The 21,513-nt window shown below is 75.2% G+C and carries 22 protein-coding genes; 13 read left to right on the forward strand and 9 right to left on the reverse strand.

From position 1 onward, the window contains the following. Nucleotides 1-118 precede the first annotated feature (118 nt). Both ABD954_RS05000 and ABD954_RS05005 read left to right on the forward strand, forming a co-directional pair. The gene (locus tag ABD954_RS05000) at nucleotides 119-1,321 is read left to right on the forward strand and encodes a PucR family transcriptional regulator (protein ID WP_345484531.1); all 1,203 of its coding nucleotides are present in this window, start codon (nucleotides 119-121) and stop codon (nucleotides 1,319-1,321) included. A 34-nt stretch (nucleotides 1,322-1,355) separates the two neighbouring features. After that, nucleotides 1,356-1,970, forward strand: a complete 615-nt coding sequence (locus tag ABD954_RS05005; protein WP_345484532.1) for a hypothetical protein — start codon at nucleotides 1,356-1,358, stop codon at nucleotides 1,968-1,970. A gap of 220 nt (nucleotides 1,971-2,190) precedes the next feature. On the opposite strand, the gene ABD954_RS05010 is transcribed toward ABD954_RS05005, so the two are convergent. Next, nucleotides 2,191-3,342: a glycerate kinase gene (locus tag ABD954_RS05010; RefSeq protein ID WP_345484533.1), complete on the reverse strand. Its 1,152-nt coding sequence runs from the start codon at nucleotides 3,340-3,342 to the stop codon at nucleotides 2,191-2,193. Between the two features lie 112 nt (nucleotides 3,343-3,454). On the opposite strand from ABD954_RS05010, the gene ABD954_RS05015 reads away from it, so the two are divergent. The 4 genes from ABD954_RS05015 (at nucleotide 3,455) to ABD954_RS05030 (ending at nucleotide 7,313) form a co-directional block, all read left to right on the forward strand. Then, on the forward strand, nucleotides 3,455-5,170 hold the full coding sequence (locus tag ABD954_RS05015) for a BCCT family transporter (protein WP_345484534.1): 1,716 nt from the start codon (nucleotides 3,455-3,457) through the stop codon (nucleotides 5,168-5,170). Nucleotides 5,171-5,359: 189 nt separating this feature from the next. After that, nucleotides 5,360-6,433: an ADP-ribosylglycohydrolase family protein gene (locus tag ABD954_RS05020; protein ID WP_345484535.1), complete on the forward strand. Its 1,074-nt coding sequence runs from the start codon at nucleotides 5,360-5,362 to the stop codon at nucleotides 6,431-6,433. Beyond that, nucleotides 6,430-6,921 carry an NUDIX domain-containing protein gene (locus ABD954_RS05025; protein ID WP_345484536.1) on the forward strand — a complete coding sequence of 164 codons (492 nt, stop codon included), beginning with the start codon at nucleotides 6,430-6,432 and terminating at the stop codon, nucleotides 6,919-6,921. The genes ABD954_RS05020 and ABD954_RS05025 overlap by 4 nt, the downstream gene beginning before the upstream one ends. Then, nucleotides 6,918-7,313 carry a hypothetical protein gene (locus tag ABD954_RS05030; RefSeq protein ID WP_345484537.1) on the forward strand — a complete coding sequence of 132 codons (396 nt, stop codon included), beginning with the start codon at nucleotides 6,918-6,920 and terminating at the stop codon, nucleotides 7,311-7,313. Before ABD954_RS05025 ends, ABD954_RS05030 begins: the two co-directional genes overlap by 4 nt. On the opposite strand, the gene ABD954_RS05035 is transcribed toward ABD954_RS05030, so the two are convergent. Next, nucleotides 7,285-7,485, reverse strand: a complete 201-nt coding sequence (locus tag ABD954_RS05035) for a DUF2191 domain-containing protein (RefSeq protein WP_345484538.1) — start codon at nucleotides 7,483-7,485, stop codon at nucleotides 7,285-7,287. The two genes, ABD954_RS05030 and ABD954_RS05035, sit on opposite strands and share 29 nt — an antisense overlap. Nucleotides 7,486-7,549: 64 nt before the next feature. On the opposite strand from ABD954_RS05035, the gene ABD954_RS05040 reads away from it, so the two are divergent. Beyond that, complete coding sequence (locus ABD954_RS05040; protein WP_345484539.1) at nucleotides 7,550-8,266, forward strand: SIR2 family NAD-dependent protein deacylase; 717 nt, start codon at nucleotides 7,550-7,552, stop codon at nucleotides 8,264-8,266. Nucleotides 8,267-8,278: 12 nt separating this feature from the next. Here the strand turns inward: ABD954_RS05040 and ABD954_RS05045 are convergent, their stop codons facing one another. The 3 genes from ABD954_RS05045 to ABD954_RS05055 form a co-directional block, all read right to left on the reverse strand. After that, on the reverse strand, nucleotides 8,279-8,776 hold the full coding sequence (locus tag ABD954_RS05045; RefSeq protein ID WP_345484540.1) for a methylated-DNA--[protein]-cysteine S-methyltransferase: 498 nt from the start codon (nucleotides 8,774-8,776) through the stop codon (nucleotides 8,279-8,281). A gap of 14 nt (nucleotides 8,777-8,790) precedes the next feature. Then, on the reverse strand, nucleotides 8,791-10,290 hold the full coding sequence (locus ABD954_RS05050) for an AlkA N-terminal domain-containing protein (protein ID WP_345484541.1): 1,500 nt from the start codon (nucleotides 10,288-10,290) through the stop codon (nucleotides 8,791-8,793). 200 nt (nucleotides 10,291-10,490) lie between these two features. Then, the gene (locus ABD954_RS05055) at nucleotides 10,491-11,696 is read right to left on the reverse strand and encodes a helix-turn-helix transcriptional regulator (protein WP_345484542.1); all 1,206 of its coding nucleotides are present in this window, start codon (nucleotides 11,694-11,696) and stop codon (nucleotides 10,491-10,493) included. A gap of 146 nt (nucleotides 11,697-11,842) precedes the next feature. Between ABD954_RS05055 and ABD954_RS05060 the strand changes: the two genes are divergently transcribed. After that, nucleotides 11,843-12,553, forward strand: coding sequence for an IclR family transcriptional regulator (locus tag ABD954_RS05060; RefSeq protein ID WP_345484543.1), 711 nt, complete (start codon nucleotides 11,843-11,845; stop codon nucleotides 12,551-12,553). Nucleotides 12,554-12,663: 110 nt separating this feature from the next. Here ABD954_RS05060 and ABD954_RS05065 read toward each other — a convergent pair whose 3' ends face one another. The 3 genes from ABD954_RS05065 to ABD954_RS05075 all read right to left on the reverse strand — a co-directional run bounded on the left by ABD954_RS05065 (nucleotide 12,664) and on the right by ABD954_RS05075 (nucleotide 15,564). Then, nucleotides 12,664-13,185 carry an O-acetyl-ADP-ribose deacetylase gene (locus tag ABD954_RS05065; RefSeq protein WP_345484544.1) on the reverse strand — a complete coding sequence of 174 codons (522 nt, stop codon included), beginning with the start codon at nucleotides 13,183-13,185 and terminating at the stop codon, nucleotides 12,664-12,666. Further along, a complete protein-coding gene (locus ABD954_RS05070; RefSeq protein ID WP_345484545.1) occupies nucleotides 13,182-14,648 on the reverse strand; it encodes a phytoene desaturase family protein in 1,467 nt (488 codons plus the stop codon). Before ABD954_RS05070 ends, ABD954_RS05065 begins: the two co-directional genes overlap by 4 nt. Nucleotides 14,649-14,712: 64 nt before the next feature. Beyond that, nucleotides 14,713-15,564, reverse strand: a complete 852-nt coding sequence (locus ABD954_RS05075; RefSeq protein ID WP_345484546.1) for an inositol monophosphatase family protein — start codon at nucleotides 15,562-15,564, stop codon at nucleotides 14,713-14,715. Nucleotides 15,565-15,704: 140 nt separating this feature from the next. Here ABD954_RS05075 and lplAB point away from each other — a divergent pair, with 140 nt between their 5' ends. Next, on the forward strand, nucleotides 15,705-16,760 hold the full coding sequence (gene lplAB, locus ABD954_RS05080) for a lipoate-protein ligase LplAB (RefSeq protein WP_345484547.1): 1,056 nt from the start codon (nucleotides 15,705-15,707) through the stop codon (nucleotides 16,758-16,760). 21 nt (nucleotides 16,761-16,781) lie between these two features. Further along, nucleotides 16,782-17,672 (forward strand): hypothetical protein, encoded by an 891-nt coding sequence (locus ABD954_RS05085; RefSeq protein ID WP_345484548.1) that lies wholly within the window; start codon nucleotides 16,782-16,784, stop codon nucleotides 17,670-17,672. 29 nt (nucleotides 17,673-17,701) lie between these two features. Here the strand turns inward: ABD954_RS05085 and ABD954_RS05090 are convergent, their stop codons facing one another. Continuing rightward, the gene (locus tag ABD954_RS05090; RefSeq protein WP_345484549.1) at nucleotides 17,702-18,298 is read right to left on the reverse strand and encodes a class I SAM-dependent methyltransferase; all 597 of its coding nucleotides are present in this window, start codon (nucleotides 18,296-18,298) and stop codon (nucleotides 17,702-17,704) included. A 383-nt stretch (nucleotides 18,299-18,681) separates the two neighbouring features. Here ABD954_RS05090 and ABD954_RS05095 point away from each other — a divergent pair, with 383 nt between their 5' ends. The 3 genes from ABD954_RS05095 (at nucleotide 18,682) to ABD954_RS05105 (ending at nucleotide 21,335) form a co-directional block, all read left to right on the forward strand. Then, a complete protein-coding gene (locus ABD954_RS05095; protein WP_345484550.1) occupies nucleotides 18,682-19,098 on the forward strand; it encodes a hypothetical protein in 417 nt (138 codons plus the stop codon). 69 nt (nucleotides 19,099-19,167) lie between these two features. Continuing rightward, a complete protein-coding gene (locus tag ABD954_RS05100; protein ID WP_345484551.1) occupies nucleotides 19,168-19,749 on the forward strand; it encodes a carbonic anhydrase in 582 nt (193 codons plus the stop codon). 14 nt (nucleotides 19,750-19,763) lie between these two features. Then, entirely contained in the window at nucleotides 19,764-21,335 is a 1,572-nt protein-coding gene (locus tag ABD954_RS05105; protein ID WP_345484552.1) for a SulP family inorganic anion transporter, read from the forward strand. Nucleotides 21,336-21,513: the final 178 nt, after the last annotated feature.

Consider the following 21,513-nt stretch of genomic DNA (forward strand, 5'->3'; position numbering starts at 1 on the left):
ACGTCGGGCGGCCGAAACGCTGCCGTTGACCAGCGGGCCCGGCGGCGGGTTGTGCACGCGCACAACGGTGCGTGTCAGGGGCCTGTGGGAAGGGGCGGAGGGATGGCATCCTCCGGACATGGGACGGCGCAGACCGCGGACCGGCGATGACTGGAAGCTGCTGGCACAGGCGTGCACGGCACTCCTCGAACGGCTGCCGGAGCTGGTGGACGAGCATCTGAGGGAGCTGCACGAGTACGAGCCGGCGTACGGCCGGATCGTGCCGTACGACCAGCACTGGCAGGAGGCGCACGAGGCGATGCGGATCGGGATCGAGATGATCTCGGCGCCGCGCGACTCGCCCCGGCGGGATCTGGAACACGCGGACGAGATGGGCCGGCGGCGGGCCGAACAGGGCATGCCGCTGGAGCTCGTCGTGCACGCCTACCGGCACGCCGGGCATCTGGTGTGGGACGCGCTGATCGAGGGCGCGGCGGCCCGGCCCGGGGAGCTGAGGGCGCTGACGCAGGCGGCCACGATGGTGTGGCAGGCGGTGGACACGCAGGCGGACACGGCCTCGGAGGCGTACCGGGCGACGGAGCTGGAGCTGCGGCGGCGGACCGACGAACAGCTGGCGGCGCTCCTCGACGAGTTGCTCGGCGACCGCCCGCAGGCCGCGGAGGTGGTGGCGCGGGCGGCGGCGGGCCTGGACCTGCCGGAGCACGGCCGGTACGCGGTGGTGGTGCTGCGGCAGGACCGGCGCGAGGTGCCGGAGCCGTTCCACCGGCGGGTGCGGGGGGCGGGGGTGCGGTTCCTGTGGCGGATGCGGGCGCACTGCGAGATCGGGGTGGCCTCCCTCGCCGACGGCACCGACCTGGACGCGCTGTCGGACCTGTTGCAGGGCCGCTGCCCGGGTCCGGGCGGGATCAGTCCGGTGGTGACCGGGCTCGCGGAGCTGGGGCGGGCGCGGCGGCTGGCGGAGCTGGCCCTGCGCACGTGCCCGCCGGACTCGCACGAGATCGTGCGGCTGGACCGGCGGATGCCGGGCGCGCTGGTGGTGAGCCAGCCGGAGATGGCGGGCCTGCTCGTGCACGACGTCCTCGGCGGTCTGCTCGAACTGGATCCGGCGGACCGGGCGGTGCTCCTGGAGACGCTGGACGTGTGGCTGGACTGCGAGGGTTCGGCGGGCCGTGCGGCGGGGCGGCTGTACTGCCACCGCAACACGGTCTTCAACCGCCTGCGCCGCCTGGAGCAGCTGACGTCGAGGTCGCTGTCCCGGCCCCGGGACCTCACGGAGATGACGCTGGCCCTGGACGCCTTCCGCCTGACCTCGGCGGGGTGATCCCCGGGGTGGCCGGGGCTGGCAGGATGCCCGGGTGACGACGATGACGAACACCCGTACGAGCCGGGGCGCCCGGCGCCTCGGGGGGCTGCTCCTGACGGCCGGCCTGCTGGCGGTGGCGGCTCATCCGCTCGGTTCCCGGGCAGCCGACTCCACCCGGCTCCTGGTCCTGGTCTCCGCGTTCGAGTACCGGTGGCCGTGGGCCCTGACGGCCTCGCTGCTGCTGGGCACCGGTGCCTGGCTGGCGATCCGCCGGAACGCGATACGGGTGACGGCGGTCTTCCTGTGCGGGGTGGCGGCGGCCGGGGTGCTGGGCTTCCGCCTGCTGCTGTTCCCGCTCCTGAGCGGTGACTGGGAGGAGACCGACCGCCGGGCCGCCCCGCACCACGCGCAACGTCACCTCGTGGTGGAGCGCGGCTCCGCGATGATCGACCCGCTGTGGCGGGTCTCGGTCGTCGACGGCCCGCCCCTCACCGCCCACCACTGGCCCGCCGGCTCCTTCAACGGCGATGATCCGGCCCACGCGCTCGTCGACGTCACCTGGTCGGATCCGGACACCCTGAGCTTCACGACCGGCGACGGCGGCGTGACGACCGTCCGCCTCGACCGGGACACGGGCAGGCCGGAGCGGGAGGTCTCCCGGCCGTAGCGCGACGCGGGCGGTCGTCGGGCTCCAGGGCTCCCTGACGCCGGACGCCGGCCCCGGGACGCCGAGCCCCCGGGCTCCCCGGCCTCCGGGCTCCCCGGCCTCCGGGCCGGACGCACCCCCGGGCCGGCCGCGGCCCTGAGGCCGCATCGGGATCGGCCTTGGGGGTCGCGTCGGGGCCGGCCCGGGGAGCGCGTCGGGGGCGACCCGGAGGGCGTCGGGGTCAGCTCAGGAAATCGCGGGCGATGTTCGCCGAGACCTCTTCCAGGAGCGGGCCCGCGTTGGGGATGGACTTGGCCGGGTCCGGCTCCAGGTCGCTGAGCGGGTAGGCGCGGCGGATGCCGGCGGCGCCGAGGCTCTCCTGCGGGAGGGCGAGGCGGCCGCAGACGGCGACGACCTCCTTGCCGGCCGCGCGGGCGGCCGCGGCGACGCCCGCCGGGGCCTTGCCGTGGAGGGTCTGCTCGTCGAGGGAGCCCTCGCCGGTGATGACCAGGGTGGCGCGCTCCAGGGCCGGGGCGAAGCCGAGGACCTCCAGCATGAGCTCGATGCCGGGGCGGAAGCTCGCGCCGATGAGCAGGGCGCCGTAGCCGATGCCGCCGGCGCCGCCCGCGCCCGGGGAGGCGGCGAGCTCGGCGGCCTTGGGGCCGATCGCCTCCTCCAGGATCCGCGCGTAGTGCCCGAGGGCCGCGTCCAGGGTCTCGACGTCCTCGGGTGAGGCGCCCTTCTGCGGGCCGTACACCGCCGCGCAGCCCTTCGGGCCGGTGAGCGGGTTGTCCACGTCGCTGGCGAGGACGAGGTCGACGTCGGCGAAGCGCGGGTCGACGCCCGACAGGTCGGCGGAGGCCAGCTCGGCGAGAGCCGCGCCGCCGGGGCCGACGGGCTCGCCCGAGGCGTCGAGGAAGCGGGCGCCGAGCGCGGCGAGCATGCCGGCGCCGCCGTCGGTGGTGGCGCTGCCGCCGACGCCGAAGACGATCGTGGTGGCGCCGGCGTCGAGGGCCGCGCGCAGCAGCTCGCCGGAGCCGTAGGTGGTCGCGGTGAGGGGGGCGAGGTCCTCGGCCGGCAGGAGCTGGAGGCCGGACGCCTCCGCCATCTCCACAACGGCCGTGGTCCCGCGCAGCGCGAACGCCGCCGTGACGGGCTCGCCGACCGGCCCGGTCACGGTGACCTCGCGCCGTTCGAATCCGGCCGCGACGGCCGCCGCGACGGTGCCGTCGCCGCCGTCCGCGACGGGCAGCGTCTCCACCTCGAGCTCCGGGACGACCCGTCGCAGTCCTGCTGTGACCCGCTCCGCGACCTGTACGGCCGTGAGCGAACCCTTGAACTTGTCGGCCGCGACGAGCACGCGTGCGACCTCAGTTACTGCTCCGTCCGTCACCTTGCATCCCTTGCTTTCGAACAGGCAGTCGCGCCGAGGCCGACCCTATCCGTAGCGCAAGACGGCGTGCCACCCCCGGATAAGGCGATATTCCGCCCCATAGTGGGGCCGCATGAGCACGGAACCGATCGATCACCTCCCCGGCACGGGCCCCCGTCCCGCCGAGGGCCGCCCCGACACCAAGGTCATCGGCATCGGGATGGCGGCCGTCGTGGCGGTGGTGGGATGGGCGGCGCTCGGCGGGGACTCCTTCGACGACGCCTCCTCCTCGGCCCTGGACTGGGTCCTGTCCGATTTCGCCTGGCTGTTCGTGACGGCCGCCGACGCCTTCCTGGTGCTGTGCGTGGTGATCGCGCTCAGCCGCTTCGGGCGGATCCGGCTCGGCGCGGACGACTCGGAGCCGGAGTTCACGAACCTGGCGTGGATCGCGATGATGTTCAGCGCGGGGATGGGCATCGGGCTGATGTTCTACGGGGTCGGGGAGCCGCTCCAGCACTATCTGGACCCGCCGCCGGCGACCGGCGTGCCGCCCCGGTCCGGCGCCGCGGCGCGTACCGCCCTGGAGTACTCCTTCTTCCACTGGACGCTCACCCCGTGGGCGATCTACGGCATCGCCGGTCTCGCCCTCGCCTACGCGGGCTTCCGCAAGGGCCGCGGCAACACGCTGAGCGCCGCGTTCGTGCCGCTGATGGGCGAGCGCAGGGCACGGTCCTGGCCGGGCAGGACGATCGACCTGCTGGCGGTGTTCGCGACCGTCTTCGGCACCGCGACCAGCCTGGGCCTGGGCGCGCTCCAGGTGGCGGAGGGCCTGAACCTCACCGTGGGCGTGGAGCCGTCCACCACCACCGAGCTGGTCATCATCGTGTCGCTCTCGGCGGCCTTCGTGCTGTCCGCCTTCTCCGGGCTGCACAAGGGCGTGAAGTGGCTGTCCACGCTGAACATCGTGCTCGCCGCCGCTCTGATGCTCTTCGTGTTCCTGCTCGGTCCGACCGTGTACGTCCTCGACACCGTCCCGGCCTCGGTCGGCGGCTACCTGCACCAGCTGCTGCCGATGGCGAGCCGCACGGGCGCGTTCTCGGACCGGGCCTGGCTCGGCGCCTGGACGATCTTCTACTGGGCCTGGTGGCTGTCCTGGGCGCCGTTCGTCGGCACGTTCATCGCCCGGATCTCGCGCGGCCGGACGGTCCGCGAGTTCCTCGTCGGGGTGCTGCTCGTGCCCTCCGGCGCCACGGTGATCTGGTTCTGCGTGATGGGCGGCACCGCGATCCGGCTGGACTCCACGGGCGCCGCCGACCTGGCGGGCGCGGTGCGGGACGGGGCGGAGGCGTCGCTCTTCGCGATGCTGGACGCGCTGCCGATCGGGACGGTCACCTCGTACGTGGCGATGCTGCTGGTCATGACGTACTTCGTGACCAGCGCCGACTCGGCCTCGCTGGTGATGGGCTCGCTGACCAGCCGGGGCGCGCTGCATCCGCCGACCTGGCTGGTGGTCGCCTGGGGCGTCCTGATGGCCGCGGTCGCCGCCGTGCTGCTGGTGGCGGGCGGTCTGAACGCGCTCCAGACGGCGACCATCCTGGTCGCGCTGCCCTTCGTGCTCGTGATGCTGGGGCTGTGCTGGGCGCTCCTGAAGGAGCTCCGCGCGGACCCGGGCGCGGGCCCGTCCCGGCACGGCGCGCCGCACGGGGTGCGGGACGCGGTGCGGGCGATGGTGGGCGACGCGGACACCGTGCGGGGCGCCTCGCGCCACCACCGGCTGCGCCGGGCGGCGAAGTCCCGTCTCGGCGGCGACGCCGGCGGTGAGGGCCGGGGCGACGGGGAGGCCGGGTGAGGGCCGGGGCGGCGGGCGAGGGGGACGGCCGGGCGGAAGGGCCGAGGCGACGGGAGGCCGGGTGAAGGCCGGGGCGGCAGGAAGGCCGGGTGAGGGCCGGAAGCGGGGGCGAGGCTGACGGGCCGGGCGCGCGCCGCCGGGCGGGTGCGTCGGCGCGCGCCCGCGCCCCGCATTCGGTACACCGGAGGCATGGGCCTGCTCAAGCACAGTGAACTCGCCGACCGGATCCTCGGCGGCTGGACGGGGCGGATCGCCGGGAACATGCTCGGCAAGCCCGTCGAGAGCGGTGACCACTGGACGTCCGAGCGGATCGACGCCTACCTGCGGCTGACCGACGCCCTGCCGCTCACCGACTATCTGCCCCCGCCGCCGGCCGCCGGAGCCGACGGCTTCGAGCTGCGGCCGGAGTGGCCGCAGTGCGTGCGCGGCCGGATCAACGGCAGCTGCCGGGACGACGACATCGACTACACGATCCTGGGGCTGCACCTGCTGGAGACCCGCGGCTTCGCCTTCACCACCGAGCAGGTGGGCGAGCACTGGCTGCTGCGGCTGCCCTATCTGCAGACCTTCACGGCGGAGCGGGTGGCCTACCGCAATCTGGCCAACGGCCTCAAGCCGCCGTTGACCGCCACGTACGACAATCCGTACCAGGAGTGGATCGGCGCGCTGATCAGGGCGGACGTCTACGGCTGGACCTCACCGGGCGACCCGCGCCGGGCGGCCTCGCTGGCCCGCCGGGACGCGGCGCTGTCGCACACGGGCAACGGGGTGTACGGGGCGATGTGGGCGGCGGCGCTGATCGCCGCCGCGTTCACCGCCCCGGACGTGCGCTCCGCGCTGCGGGCCGCCCTGGAGCGGATCCCGGCGAGCAGCCGGCTCGCCCGGACGGTACGGCACACGACGGCGCTGTACGAGGCGGGCGTCGGGTGGTCCGACGCGCTCGCCGAACTCGCGAAGGAGAACGGCTCCCTCGGCTGGATCCACACGGTGCCCAACGCGGCGGTGCTGACCGCCGGGCTCCTGTACGGGGAGGGCGACTTCACCCGCACGGTGACGCTGACGGTGCGCGGCGGCCTGGACACCGACTCCAACGGGGCGACGGCCGGTTCGGTCGCCGGGGTGCTGTGCGGCGCCGCGGCGATCCCGCCGCAGTGGTCGCAGCCGCTGCGGGACCGGGTGCGCAGCGCCGTCGCCGGCTTCGACCACGCGCGGATCAGCGAGCTGGCCGAGCGGACGGTCCGGCTGGCTACGCTGACGGGATGACGACCTCTGACTTCGCCACGTATCTGGCGGGCCTGCCCCGGGTCCTGGCCGGTGCGGCCGCCCTCTTCCGGGACGCGTCCGGCCGGGTGCTCATCGTCGAGCCGAACTACCGGGAGGGCTGGGCGCTGCCGGGCGGCACCATCGAGTCGGACGAGGGCGAGACGCCCCGCCAGGGCGCCCGCCGCGAGACGGCCGAGGAGATCGGCCTGGACGTCGAGCCGGGAGCGCTGCTCGCGGTGGACTGGTCGCACGGCCCCGGCCGCCCGCCGCTGGTGGCGTACCTGTACGACGGCGGGGTGCTGTCGGACGAGCAGCTGGCGTCGATCCGGCTCCAGGAGGAGGAGCTGGTCTCCTGGAAGCTGGTGCGCCCCGACGAGGTCCTCGCCCACCTGCCCGGCTCGCTCGGCCCCCGCGTCCTCGCCGCCCTCGACGTCCTGGAGCACGGCCGGGGCCCGGTGGAGCTGGAGAACGGCCGCGCCGCACGATGAACCGGGCCGCCGTGCGGCTCGTGGTGGCCGTGTGGGCGGCCGGCCTGCTGGTCGGCACGGTCACGCACACGGTCGACCTGCTCACCGAGGGGCCGTTCGCCCACCGGGACTTCGCGCCCGCCTGGCTCGACCTGTACTGGTCGTCGCTCGCGCTCGTCGACCCGCCGGCCGCGGTCCTGCTGCTGCGGGGCCGGCGGGCCGGCGTCGATCTGGTCCTGGCCGTCCTGGCGACGGACCTGACGGCCAACGCCTACGCCGTGTTCGTGCTGCTCGACGGCTCGCCCGCGGAGCGGGGCGGACTCGGACGGCTGCTCGCCTTCGGGCTGTTCGTCCTCGTCACCGCGCCGTGGGTGCGCCGGGCGTTCAGCCCTGCTGCGGCTCCTGCGGGATGAGGCCGCCGCGCACCGGCTCGTCGCGGGAGGCGGTGCGGGCCTCGGTGCGGTGGCCGCGGGCGATGTAGTCGCGGACGACCGCCTCGACGGCGTCCTGGGGGTTGCCGATGCCGGCGAGGACCATGACCTCGACGACGAGTTCGGCGTCGAGGGAGACGTTGACCTTGGCCATGCGGGCAACCTAGCACCGGGAAATCGCCTCGCGGGAGAGCTCGGGGACTGCCTACGCTCGCCACATGACGATGGTCGCGATCTTCACCGGTGCCGGCATCTCCACGGACTCGGGCATCCCCGACTACCGGGGGCCGAACGGGCTGTGGCGGCGTGACCCGGAGGCCGAGCGGCTCGTCACCTACGGGCCGTACATGGCCGACCCCGAGGTCCGCCGCCGCTCGTGGCGGATGCGGCTCGACAGCGAGGTCCTGAACGCCGGGCCGAACGCGGCGCACCATGCCATCGCCGCGTTCGAGCAGAGCAGCCACGCGCTGCGGGTGATCACCCAGAACGTGGACGGCCTGCACCAGGCCGCCGGGGTGCCGGAGCGCAAGGTGCTCGAACTGCACGGCTCGGCGCGGTCGGTGGTGTGCACGGCCTGCCGTGCCCGGTCGTCGATGGCCGAGGCGCTGGACCGGGTGCGGTCCGGCGAGGCCGACCCGGCCTGCCTCGGCTGCGGCGGCATCCTGAAGGCGGCGACCGTGATGTTCGGGCAGCGGCTCGACCCGGTGGTGCTCGGGCAGGCCATGTCGATCGCGAAGGCCGCGGAGGTCTTCATCGCGGTCGGCTCCAGCCTCCAGGTGCAGCCGGCCGCCTCCCTCGCGGGCATGGCCGCCGAGCAGGGCGCCCGGCTCGTCATCGTGAACGCCGAGCCCACCCCGTACGACCCGCTCGCGGACCAGGTCGTACGCGAGCCGATCGGCACGGCGCTGCCCGCGCTCCTGGAGACCCTGCGGTAGGAGCCGCGTCCCCTAGAACAGGGCGTCGGGGGACGCGCCCGACTCGAAGGCCAGCAGGCGCTTCTTGCGGTCGAGGCCGCCGCCGTAGCCGGTGAGGCTGCCGCTCGTCCCGATCACCCGGTGGCAGGGAACGACGATGCTGACCGGGTTCTTCCCGTTGGCGAGGCCGACCGCGCGGGAGGCGCCGGGGTTGCCGAGGGCCTCGGCGAGTTCGCCGTACGTCCGGGTCTCCCCGTACGGGATGAGTCGCAGCTGCTCCCAGACGCGCAGCTGGAACGGGGTGCCGATGAGCTTCAACGGCAGGTCGAAGGCGGTGAGTTCGCCCGCGAAGTAGGCGTCGAGCTGGCGCACCGCCTCGGTGAAGGGGCGCGGGTCGCGTTCGCCGAAGGTCTCTTCGGGCGGGCGGTGGCGCTGGTCGGTCATGTGGATGCGGCTGAGGACGCCGTCGACGGCGACGAGGGTCAGCGCGTCGTAGGGGCTGTCCACGACCGTGTGCTGGACGGTGGGCACGGGGTTCGGCTTCCTTACGCGGGGAGGTGGTTGATGGGGTGGGCGTCGGTGGCCCAGAGGTACTGGACCGCGTAGGCCCGCCAGGGCCGCCACTGCGCGGCGCGGGCGGTGAGCGCGGCGGGGGTGGCGGGCAGGCCGAGGCCCTGGGCGGCGCGGCGGACGCCGAGGTCGCCGGGGAGGAAGGCGTCGGGGTCGCCGAGCGCCCGCATGGCGATGACCTCGGTGGTCCACGGGCCGAACCCGGGCAGGGCGAGGAGGCGTTCGCGGGCCTCGGTCCAGTCGCTCTCCGGGCCGAGGGCGAGGCTTCCGTCGGCGAGCGCGCCGACCAGGGTGAGCAGGGTCGTGCGGCGGCTGCGGGGCAGGGCGAGGGCCTCGGGGTCGAGGCCGGCGAGGGCGGCCGGGCTCGGGAAGAGGTGGGTGAGGCCGCCCTCGGGGTCCTCGACGGGGACGCCGTGCGCGGTGACCAGCCGTGCCGCGTGGGTGCGGGCGGCGGCCGTGGACACCTGCTGGCCGAGCACGGCCCGTACGGCGAACTCGGCGGCGTCGACGGTGCGCGGCACCCGCCGTCCGGGCGCCGCGTCGACCAGCGGCGCGAGCAGCGGGTCGGTGCGCAGCTGCTCGTCGACGGCGACGGGGTCGGCGTCCAGGTCGAGGAGCCGGCGGCAGCGGCTGATGGCGTGGGTGAGGTCGCGCGGGTCGGTGAGGGAGAGCCGGCACAGCACGTGGTCGGGGCGCGGCGCGAGGGCGACGATGCCGTGCCCGTAGGGGAGGCTCAGGGTCCGGCGGTAGGCGCCGTCGCGCCACTCCTCCACGCCGGGGACGGCGGTGGCGGCGAGGTGTCCGAAGAGGTTGGAGGGGTCGAGGGGGGCGCGGAACGGCAGCCGGAGGGTGATCGCGCCGGGCGGTGCGGATGCCGGCTCGGTGGCATCGCGGGCTCCGGTGGCGCGGTGCCTCGTGGCGCGGGCGCGCAGTTCGCCGGGGGTGAGGGCGAACACCTCGCGGACGGTGTCGTTGAAGGTGCGGATGGAGGCGAAGCCGGCCGCGAAGGCGATCTCGGCCATGGGCATCGGGGTGGTCTCGACGAGCAGCCGGGCGGTCTGGGCGCGCTGGGCGCGGGCGAGGGCGAGCGGCCCGGCGCCGAGTTCGGCCAGGAGCTGACGCTCGACCTGCCGGGCGGAGTAGCCGAGCCGGGCGGCGAGGCCGGGGACGCCCTCCCGGTCGACGACACCGTCCTGGATCAGTCGCATGGCGCGGGCGACGGTGTCGGCCCGCACGTTCCAGTGCGGCGAACCGGGGCTGGTGTCGGGCCGGCACCGCTTGCAGGCGCGGAAGCCGGCCCGCTGGCAGGAGGCGGCGGTGGGGTGGAACTCCATGTTCTCGGGCTTGGGCGGTACGACCGGGCAGCTGGGCCGGCAGTAGATCCGGGTGGTGCGGACGGCCGTGAAGAACACGCCGTCGAAGCGGGCGTCCTTCGACCGGACGGCCCGCACACAGCGCTCGGTTTCGGTGTGCATGCCTCAAGGATGGGGGCTCGGCGGGGCTCGGGCTGGCGAGAAAACGACAGGGACCTCGCCGGTCGGTGGCCTTGCGGGCGGGGCCGCGGGCCCCGCGCTAGGGGGCCACCCGGGCCCTCGGCGGCCGCGGCACGGGGGCACGGCCGCGGGCCCGCCGTCCTGGCGGGGCCGCCACCGCCCCTGTCCGCGTCACGCCGCGCTCATCCGCCCGCTGCCCTGACCTCTGCCCCGCCGGTCCCCGCCGCGGCTCCCGCCCCGGTCCCGGCGAGGGGCATGTCCGGCAGGTAGTGGGAGAAGAAGACCTGGGCGACCAGCTCGCGGCGTGACCGGACGCCGGTCTTCGCGAACACCGACTTGAGGTGGTCCTGCACGGTGAACGGCGAGAGGGCGAGCCGCGCCGCGATCTCGGTCGTGGGCGCGCCGCTGACGACCTGGGCGAGGACCTGGCACTCGCGGGGACTGAGCGCGTACGCCTCCATCAGCGCGGCGACCCGGTCCGGGGGTGACGCGGGCCCCAGGGACAGGGCGACCTGGGCGCCGTCGCCCGTCTCCAGGCGCCATGCCTCGATGGCGGCCCAGCCGCCGGAGCGGGTCGGGACGCACACGCGGCTGCCGCCGGTCGGGCTGCTCAGGGCCGCGGCGGCGGCACCGTACGCGGCGGCCGGCAGGCCCGTGCCGCGCGCGGGGGTCTCGGCCAGTTCGGCGTACCAGGCGGCGGCCGTCGCGGACTCCGTGACGGTCTCGTAGCGCGAGGTGAGCACCACCAGCGCGCGGGCGTCGAGGCCGGGGGCGGCGGGCCGCTCGGTCAGCGAGTCCCGCAGGGCGCGCCCCAGCGGGCCGGAGAGCCGGGCGGCCGCGGCCGTCTCGGTCGCGGAGAACGGCGGCCGGTCCTCCGACCGTACGAGCACCAGCGCGCCCCACACGCGGCCGGCGTCGCGCAGCAGCACCCGCATCTCGTCGGCGAGGCCGAGCGGGCGGTAGATGTCCCGGTAGCGGGCGCTGCGGTCGAGGCGGCCGTCGAGGGCCGTGTTCAGCGTGCCGACGGGGCACGGCTGCCGGGCCAGGGCCGGCATCAGCAGGGCGTCTCCCTCGCGGTACTCGATGTCGAGGAGCCGTGGCATCCACTCGGCACCGAGACCGTGGCGATAGCAGCCGCCGACGTTGAGGAGGGTGACCGGGTCGAGCAGCACGCCGGCCCAGAGCTCGTACGGGACGACGTCGGCCAGGGCCGCGGCGGCGGCCTCCAGGACGGCGACGGGACCGCCCTCGGACGCGGGCCCTCCCCCGAGGGCGCGTCCGAGGGCGCGGTCGACGGCGCCCGTGAGGGTGCCTCCGCCGGTACGCCCGTGGCCGTGTCCCCGGCCACGGGCGCGGTCTCTTCGCCAGTCCGCGACAAGACGGTCCATGCGACCTCCCGGTGTCCCTCCGCCCCGTCCCGTCCGAGGTGGTGGCCCCAGCGTCCTCCAGCCCGCTGAACGTCTGATAAACGACTGGCCCTTCCCCAGATTCCTGGGATACCGCGGCGGGCGGCGCCGTCCGCAGACTGCGCTGCATGGCGAAGACGACAACGGAGACGGCGGCGGCGGGCAGAGGCGTCCTCGAAGGGGCGTTCGCCCTGCTCGACGCGCTGCGGCGGCGGGGCGGGGAGGCAGGACTGACGGAGCTCGCGGCGGCGTGCGGGGTCCCCAAGGGGACCGCGCACCGCCTGCTGGACCAGCTGGGGCCGGTGGGCGCCGTCGAGCGGCGCGGCCGCAGGTACGTGCTGGGGCCCCAGCTGTTCCGGCTCGGTGAGTCCTGGCAGCCGTATCCGGGGCTGAGGGACGCGGCCCGGCTTCCGCTGCACCGGCTGAGGGCCGCGACGGGGGCCTGTGTGGTCCTCGCCGTGCCGCACGGCGGCCGCGTGCTCGCCGTCGCCTGCGTCCCCGGGCGGGCGCCGGGAGCCGTGACGGTCCGTGAGGGGACCTCGTTCGCGCCCGGTACGGCGCCGGGCCGGGCCCTGGAGAGCCGCGAGCGCGGGCCGTTCGTGGACCGGGGAACGCGGGTGCCCGGCCTCGCGGACGCGGTCCCGGAGGGAGGGGCCGACTGTGTCGCGCTGCCGGGGCGGGGGCCCGGCGGCCGGGTGGTGGCCGCCCTCGCCGCCGTGGTGCCCACCGGCGCGAACCTCGCCCCGGTCGCGGCCGCGACGGCCTCGGCCGCCTCGGCCGTCGGAGCGGCGCTCGCGGCGGCCGGTCGTGCCCGGGGGGCGGTCCCGGTGGCGGGATGACCCACGGGGTGGCCGTCCCGGGCGGCGTGCGGGCGCGGGGTGGTGGCCGTCCCGGGCGGCGTGCGGGCGCGGGGTGGCGCACCCCGGCCCCTACGCCCCTGTCCCCGCGCTCACCCCAGCGCCGCTGCGAAGGTCTCGTACGCGGCCCGGTCGAAGAGCACGAACCGCACCTCCCGCACCGGGGCGGTGGCTGCCTCCCGTACGGTGCGGATCGCGATGCGGGCCCCGTCGTCCATGGGCCAGCCGTAGACGCCGGTGGAGATCGCGGGGAAGGCGACCGTCTCGGCGCCCAGTTCGGCGGCCAGGCGCAGGGACTCCCGGTAGCCGGAGGCGAGCAGGTCGGAGCGGTCCTCCTCGCGGCTGTGGACCGGGCCGACGGTGTGGACGACCCAGCGGGCCGCGAGGTCGCCCGCGGTGGTGGCGACGGCGCGGCCGGTCGGCAGGCCGCGGCCGAGGTGCCCGGCGCGCAACCTGCGGCACTCGGCGAGGATGGCGGGGCCGCCCCGGCGGTGAATGGCGCCGTCGACCCCGCCGCCCCCGAGGAGCGAGGAGTTGGCGGCGTTGACGATGACGTCGGTGTCCTGCGCGGTGATGTCGCCGTGGACGAGGACGATCTCGGGTCGGGTGGTCATGCCCTCATCCTCGCGGTGCCGCCCGGACCCGGCACCGCTGTTTTCCGGCCGGGGCGGCCCAGCCGCCGCCAGACGGCCTTGGCCGCGTTGTGTCCGGACATGCCGTGGACGCCGGGTCCCGGCGGGGTGGCGGAGGAGCAGAGGAAGACGGCCGGATGCGGGGTGCTGTACGGGAAGAGGGACAGCCTGGGGCGCAGGAGCAGCTGGAGGCCGCGGGCGGCGCCGCAGGCGATGTCGCCGCCGACGTAGTTGGCGTTGTGGGCGGCGAGTTCGGGCGGGCCGGCGGTGGCGCGGGCGAGGACCAGGTCGCGGAAGCCGGGGGCGAAGCGCTCGATCTGACGCTCGATCGCCTCGGTGAGGTCACCGCGCCAGCCGTTGGGGACGTGGCCGTAGGCCCAGAAGACGTGCTTGCCGTCGGGGGCGCGGCCGGGGTCGACCAGGCTGGGCTGGGCGGTGATGAGGAACGGGGTGTCGGGGGCCGTGCCGGAGGACGCCTGGTTCAGGGCGGTGGCGATCTCGCCCCGGGTGGGGCCGATCTGGACGGTGCCGGCCCGGCGGGCCGCCTCGGCGGTCCAGGGCACGGGGCCGGACAGCGCGTAGTCGATCTTGAAGGCGCTGGCGCCGTAGCGGTAGCCGTCGTAGAACGACCCGAGGCCGGCGATCCGGGCGAGGGCGGTCGGCGAGGTGTCGAAGACGTAGGCGCGGGCCGGCGGCAGGTCATCGAGACGTTTGACCTCGAAGTCGGTGTGGACGGTGCCGCCGAGCTCCTTCAGGTACGCGGCGAGGGCGTCGGAGATCGACTGGGAGCCGCCCCGGGGCAGCGGCCAGCCGGCCGCGTGGGCGGCGAGCGCGAAGACCAGGCCCACGGCTCCGGTGGCCACGCCGCCGAGCGGGGCGATGACGTGGCCGACGAGCCCGGCGAACAGCGCCTGCGCCTTCTCGTCGCGGAAGCGGCGCATCAGCCAGGTGGACGGCGGCAGTCCGGTGAGGCCGAAGCGGGCGAGGGTGACCGGGTCGCGGGGCAGCGCGGTGAGCGGCAGCTGCATGAAGTCCCGGAAGAGGCTCTCCCAACGGGGCAGGAACGGCTCGACGAGACGCCGGTACGTGCCGGCGTCGCGCGGCCCGAAGGACGCGGCGGTCTCGGCGACGGAGCGGGAGAGGACGGCGGCGGTGCCGTCGTCCCACGGGTGCGCCATGGGCAGGTCCGGGTGCAGCCACTCCAGGCCGTGGCGGTCCAGCGGCATGGTGCGGAAGACGGGCGAGGCGACACCCAGCGGGTGCACGGCGGAGCAGGGGTCGTGCCGGAAGCCGGGCAGCGTGAGCTCCTCGGTGCGGGCACCGCCGCCGACGGTCGGCTTCGCCTCGAACACGGCGACGGAGAAGCCGCGTCGGGCGAGCTCCACGGCTGCGGTCAGTCCGTTGGGGCCCGCCCCCACGACGACGGCATCGAGCATCGACGGCACCTTCGGACTCCTTCGTCAGCCGATGGCCAAGGATCTCAGCATATTTCGCGGCCCCGCAGGGGACTTACCGGCCCCCGAGCAGTGACCGGATCCTGGCGGCGGTCGCCGCGTCGCGGGCCGAGACGAACGGCAGGGTGTTGCCTCCGGTGATGCGGAAGGGCTCACCGGTGAGGGTGAGGTCGGCCCCGCCCGCCTCCACGACCAGGAGCAGTCCGGCGGCGTGGTCCCAGGCGTACTCCCAGCTGAAGGCGACTCCGTCGAGCCGGCCCCTGGCCACGGCCAGGTACTCCAGGCCCGCCGAGCCGCAGGGGCGGGGGCGGACACCGTCGGCACGCAGGCCGAGCAGGGCGCGCTTCTGGTCCGGGGTGGTGTAGTCGGGGTGGGAGGTGGCGACCTCCAGGACCGCTCCGGGAGCGGGCGCTCCGGACCGTATCGCCGCCCCGTTCAGCGTGGCGCCGCGGCCGCGCACGGCGACGGCCAGCTCGTCGAGGGCCGGGGCGTAGGTCCAGGAGGCGAGGACCTCGCCGCGGCGGGCGAGGGCCACGAGCGTGCAGAAGCCGGGCTCGCCGCGGACGAACTGGCGGGTGCCGTCGACCGGGTCGACGATCCACACCGGCGCGTCGCCCTTGATCGCCTCGTAGACCGCCGGGTCGGCGTGCACGGCCTCCTCGCCGACGACCACGGAGCCGGGCAGCAGGGCGGTGAGGGAGGTCGTCAGATGGGCCTCGGCGGCCCGGTCGGCGATGGTGACGAGGTCGTGGGGCCCGTTCTTCTCGACGACCTCGTCGGCGCCGAGCCGGCGGAAGCGCGGCATGATCTCGGCGGCGGCGGCCTTGCGGACCGCCTCCTCCACCTCGGTCGTGCCGCCGGCGAGGACATGGTCGAGGAAGTCGGTGACGTCGGTGTGTCCGCTCATGTGACCAGCCAAGCACACCGGGCTGACATTCCGGCGGCCTCGCGGCGACCTGTGGACAACCGGCGGACGACCGCGGCCCGCGAGTAGCCTTTGACCGGGTTCACCCCTGTCAGGCGGGTGACCGGGTCCAGGGAGGGTCCGTGCACGGCGAGTACAAGGTCCCGGGCGGCAAGCTGGTCGTCGTCGACCTCGACGTGGAGGACGGCGTGCTGCGCCGGGTCCGGGTCGCGGGCGACTTCTTCCTGGAGCCGGACGAGGCGATCGAGGCGATCGACCGGGCCCTGGAGGGCGCTCCGGCCGACACGGACGCCGCGGGCCTGGCGGCCCGCATCGACCGGGCGCTGCCGCCGGGCACGGAGATGTTCGGCCTGTCGACGGAGGGCATCGGCGTCGCGGTCCGCCGGGCCCTCGCCCACGCCACGGACTGGACCGACTACGACTGGCAGCTGATCCACGAGCCGCCGCAGCCGCCGGCCCTGCACATGGCGCTCGACGAGGTCCTCACGGCACAGGTGGCGGCCGGCCGCCGGCCGCCGACGCTGCGCGTCTGGGAGTGGGCCTCCCCCGCCGTGGTGATCGGCAGCTTCCAGTCGCTGCGCAACGAGGTGGACGCGGAGGCGGCCGGGCGGCACGGCATCGAGGTGGTCCGCCGGATCAGCGGCGGCGGCGCCATGTTCATCGAGCCGGGCAACACCATCACGTACTCGCTGTCGGTCCCCGACGCCCTGGTGCAGGGGCTCTCCTTCACCGACAGCTACGCGTACCTCGACGACTGGGTGCTCGGCGCGCTCGGCGACATGGGCATCCGGGCCTGGTACCAGCCGCTGAACGACATCGCCACCGAGGCCGGGAAGATCGCGGGCGCCGCCCAGAAGCGCATGGTCGGCGGCGACGGCGCGGTGCTGCACCACGTGACCATGGCGTACGACATCGACGCCGGCAAGATGACGGAGGTGCTGCGGATCGGCCGGGAGAAGCTGTCCGACAAGGGCACCGCGAGCGCCGAGAAGAGGGTGGATCCGCTGCGGCGCCAGACCGGTCTGCCGCGCGAGGCCGTCATCGACCGCATGATCGCCTCCTTCCGCGGCCGCTACGGCCTGACGGAGGGCCGGGTCACGGAGGAGGAGCTGGCGCTGGCGAAGGAGCTGGCGGAGACCAAGTTCGCGACCCGTGAGTGGACGGCGCGGGTGCCGTAGCGGCCCCCTTAGGCTCCTGCCATGCGGATCGACCACCCGGTGCGGCCGGGGCTTCGGACGGAGTGCGCGGACGGCGGGCGGCTGATGCTGGTGCAGGGTGGCCGGCCCGTGCTGTTCGCGCGCCAGCGGGCGAGCCATCACGGGGTGCACTACGCGCGCACCGGGGCGTACCGCTCGCCGCTGGCGCCGGGGCGGGCGGACACGGCGCGGGCCGTCGCCCGGTTCGCCGCGGCCGGTTCGGACGCCTGGAGGGAGCGGTGGGCCGCGCGTGCGGCGGCACAGCTGCGCGGGGCCGCCGAGGGGCCGCTGCACGAGGGCGACTGGAATCTGGACGTGCCGGCTCCGGGCTGGTTCGCGGACGGCAACTGGGCCAAGCTGCTCGCGCACGATCCCGACCGGGGGCACCTCACCTGGTTCGGGTACGGCGATCCGGAGGAGGACGCCCGCGACCTGCTGCCGCTGCGGGCCCTGTCCGCGCCGGACGCGGCCCGGGTGAAGGCGTACCGCCGCCAGTACCGGGAGGGCGTGCTGCCGCCCGTACTGCTGTGGTGGGTCAGCGGGCTGAACTCGCCGGTCGTCCTCGACGGGCACGACCGGTTGGTCGCGGCCCTCGCGGAGGGCGGCCGGCCGGAGGTCCTCATGCTGGCGCGGCGGGTCGACGCCGCCTATGTGGCGATGTGCTCGGCCCGGCCGATCAAGGAGTACGAGTCCCGGGCGGCGGCGCTGGAGGAGGACGATCCGCTGGCCGGGGTGAAGGCCTCCGTGGCGAGCCGCCGGCTCGCGGACACCCTGCGGGCGATCGAACGGGCTCCGGAGATCACCCGTGCCTGGCCGGTCGCCGGGGGCGTGGCCGCCTGGGAGCGCTCAGCGGCGGCGCACGTGCCCGGCTGGGGTCCGGCGCCCATGCCCTGAGGCCCCCGGCTCCGGCCGGGGGAAGGGGCTCAGGCGGCCGGGGTGCGGGCGACCAGGATGAACTCGTTGTACGGGAAGGCCTTGCCGACCGACCGGGCGAACGGGAACGAGTAGGTGCGCTCCACCGTCAGGCCGGCCTTCTCGGCGTGGGCGCGCAGGCCGTCGAAGTCGACGAACCGCACATGCGTGGCATCGGTCTTGTAACCGGCCTCCTGCGGACAGATCAGGACGACCGAACCGCCCGGCTTCACCAGCGGCAGGTACTGCGCCAGGATCGAGTTCCCGAGCTCCTCGTCCATGTGCTCCAGGACGTGCGCGCACAGCAGGCTGTCGAAGGACCCGGGGCCGCAGTCCTCGGCGCGGGCGAGCTCGTCGGGCGTGTACGCGGTGAGGCCGCGCTCACGGCAGGTGGCGACGGAGGTCGCGTTGTGGTCGACGCCCACGCTCTCGGGGCCGCAGTTCAGCAGGTTGCGGCCGATGCCGCAGCCGACGTCGAGCACACGGCCGAGGGCGAGCCGCTTCAGGTTCCAGCGGTACGGCGCCTGGGTGGGCAGCAGCCGCTTGATCCCCGAGCTCTCCAGCCGCGCCAGCCGCTGGGTGTAGTCGGAGGATTCCGTGCCGGACATCGACGACCGCCTTCTGTTGTGCTCGAGCCGTTCCGCGTCGTGGCAGGCTATGCCATCGGGCCGGAGGGGTAAAGATCGACGGCGGTCACTCACCCTCCGGTATGACCGAGGGCGCTCCCCGACCTCTCGGGCCGTGCGCGGTCCGGGCCGTCCCGGCTGGGGGCCCTGACGAGCCGGCCCCCGTGCGCGGGCGCTGCGGCACGACCCTCCGCTTCCTCCGGTCCCCGCACCCGTTCGCGTCAATCTGCGGCTGATTCCATTCGAAAACCCTTCGCACGTAGGGGTGTTGAGGGCCTTTGTTCACCTGGCCGCATTACTCTCCATTGACCAGCCCTTGAACGTGTCTTGGGGAAATCGGTGACGGTACGACGGAGGGAGGCCCCATGCCGGCGACCGCCCTCGTGCGGGTGTCCTCGGCCGCGCGCGCGGCCCCGGCCCTCCTCCTCGCGCTCGTCCTCACCCTCCTCTGCGGTGCCTGCGCCGTCGCGGCGCCGGCCGACCCGGCCGGGGGCAGCAGGCCCATGCCGCCTCACGTCCAGCAGCTCGGCGCCGGGCCGGGCTCGGCGCAGGAGATCCGTCACCGCGGGGACGGCGAGCTGGAGACGCCCTGCGGGAGCGCCCTCCACCGTGACCGGCGCCGTGCCGCGCTCGCACCGGCCGGCCCGCCGGGGCCGCCCGCGGCGGCCGTCCCCGCGGCGCCCCGCACCGATACCCCGGCCGGGCCGCGGGGCCTCCCCGACGGCCGGCCGAGACCCGCCACCGCCACCGGCCCGGCCGTGCTCCAGGTGTTCCTGTGCTGACAGGCGAAACGTCCATGCGCCGACCTGTCAGCCCGACGCGCCCCCAGGGCGCGCCAGGAGGAAACATCCATGCAGCCCCTCATCGACAACGCCCGCCGATTCGGACAGCGCCCTGAGGAGTTCGCCCCGCTGGCCGCGGGACAGTCCCCGGCCGTCCTGTTCATCACCTGCTCCGACTCCCGGGTCGTCCCCGCCCTCATCACCGGAGCCCGGCCCGGGCAGCTCTTCGAGCTGCGCACGGCGGGCAACATCGTGCCCCCGTACGACAACGGCGGCCCCACCGGGGAAGCCGCCACCATCGAGTACGCGGTCGAAGTCCTCGGCGTCCGGGACGTCGTCGTCTGCGGCCACTCCCACTGCGGCGCCGTGGGCGCCCTCGTCCGCGGCGACGACCTCAGCGCCGTGCCGGCCGTGCGCGACTGGCTCGCCCACGCCGTACCGGAGGGCGCCGCCGGACGCCCCGACGACCCGGCCGTCGCCGACGCCGTCCGCGGCCATGTCCTCGCCCAGCTGCTCCGCCTGCGCTCCTACCCCTGCGTCGAGCGGCGCCTGGCGGACGACCGGCTGCGGCTGCGCGGCTGGTACTACGAGGTGCACACCGGGGCCGTGCACGAGTACCGCCCCGAGACCGACTCCTTCGAGACCCTGTGAGGGGGCGGATCCGTATGTCGCTTCCCTCCTCCGTCCGCCGCCTCCCCGCTCTGCGGCAGGACTTCGCCGCCTCGCTCGTCGTCTTCCTCGTCGCCCTTCCGCTGTGCATCGGCGTGGCCGTCGCCTCCGGCGTGCCCGCCGAGCTCGGCCTGATCACCGGCATCGTCGGCGGTGTGGTCACCGGCATGATGCGCGGCAGCAGCCTTCAGGTCTCGGGCCCCGCCGCCGGCCTCACGGTCCTCGTCCTGGAAGCGGTCCGCGCCTTCGGGCTGCCCGCCCTGGGCGTGATCGTGCTGCTCTCCGGTCTCCTCCAGGTCGCCGTGGGCCTCCTGCGCTGGGGACGCTGGTTCCGGGCCATCTCCCTCTCCGTCGTCGAGGGAATGCTCGCCGGCATCGGTCTCGTCATCATCGCCGGACAGCTCTACGCGGCGGCCGGCGTCCCGGCTCCCGCCTCCGGTATCGACAAGCTCGTGGGCCTGCCGGCCGCTCTGGTGGAGGCCGTCGGCAACACGACGGCCCTTTCCTCCCTCGCCGTCGCGGCCGGCACCGTCCTCGTCGTGGTGCTCTGGCGCCGGCTGCCCCGCCGGGCGCGGGCGGTTCCCGGCGCACTGGCGGCGGTCGCCCTGGCCGCCCTGGTCACCGCGCTGGCGGACCTGCCGGTGGCGACCATCCAGGTGAGCGGGGTCTTCGACGCCGTGCGGCTGCCGGGCGCGGACGCCTTCTCCTCGCTCGCGAACCCGGCCGTGCTCGGCACCGTCCTCGCCTTCACGCTGATCGCCTCCGCTGAGTCGCTGTTCTGCGCGGCGGCCGTCGACCAGATGCACCCCGGGCCGCGTACCGACTACGACAAGGAGCTCGTCGCCCAGGGCACGGGCAACGCCCTGAGCGGGCTGCTCGGCGCCCTGCCGCTGACCGCGGTGATCGTGCGCAGCTCCGCCAACGTCGAGGCGGGCGCGCGCACCAAGGCGTCCCGCGTCCTCCACGGGCTGTGGCTGCTGCTCTTCGCCGCCCTGCTGCCCGCCGTCCTCGCGTACATCCCGCTCGCCGCCCTCGCCGGGATCCTCGTCCACGCCGGCTGGAAGCTGATCCCGTTCAAGAGGGTGGCGACCCTGTGGCGCGCCCACCGCGGCGAGGCGCTGGTCCTGGTCGTGACGGCGGTCGCGATCGTCGCGGTCGGCATGTTCGAGGGGGTGGTGATCGGCCTCGTGCTGTCGGTGGCGAAGGCCGCCTGGGAGGCCTCGCACCTCCGCGTGGAGCACACCGACGACGGGGCGGGGACGGTGCGGGTGAGGATCCTCGGGACCGTCACCTTCCTGAAGCTGCCGCAGATACTCGACAGCCTGGAGGCCCTGCCCGGGGACCGCCGGGTCGTCCTCGACCTCTCGGGGGCGCACCACCTGGACCACGCCTGCCGGTCCGCCCTGGAGGCCTGGGCGGAGCGGCACGGCGGGGACGCACCGGAACGCGGGGGCCAGGATCCGGCTCGGGACGACGGCCCGGTGCGGGACCGTGATCCGGTCCAGGGCCGTGGCCCGGATCCGGACCGCGGTCTGGATCCGGCAGGGCCGGTGAGCGCACCGCGCTGACCGGAGGGGCTCCGCTCGGGGGCACCGTGGCCACGGCCGCGGTGCCCCCGCTGCCGTCGACGACCGAGGCGCCTCGGGTCCGCGCCGGTGCCCGGCCGGCACGCGGGGCGGTGCCCCCGTCGGGGGCGAGCCGTCCGGGAAGGTCCGCGAGGGAGGGCAGCCGCTCGATGTGGTGGAC

The organism is Streptomyces roseoviridis, from assembly GCF_039535235.1.
Lineage (GTDB): Bacteria > Actinomycetota > Actinomycetes > Streptomycetales > Streptomycetaceae > Streptomyces > Streptomyces roseoviridis.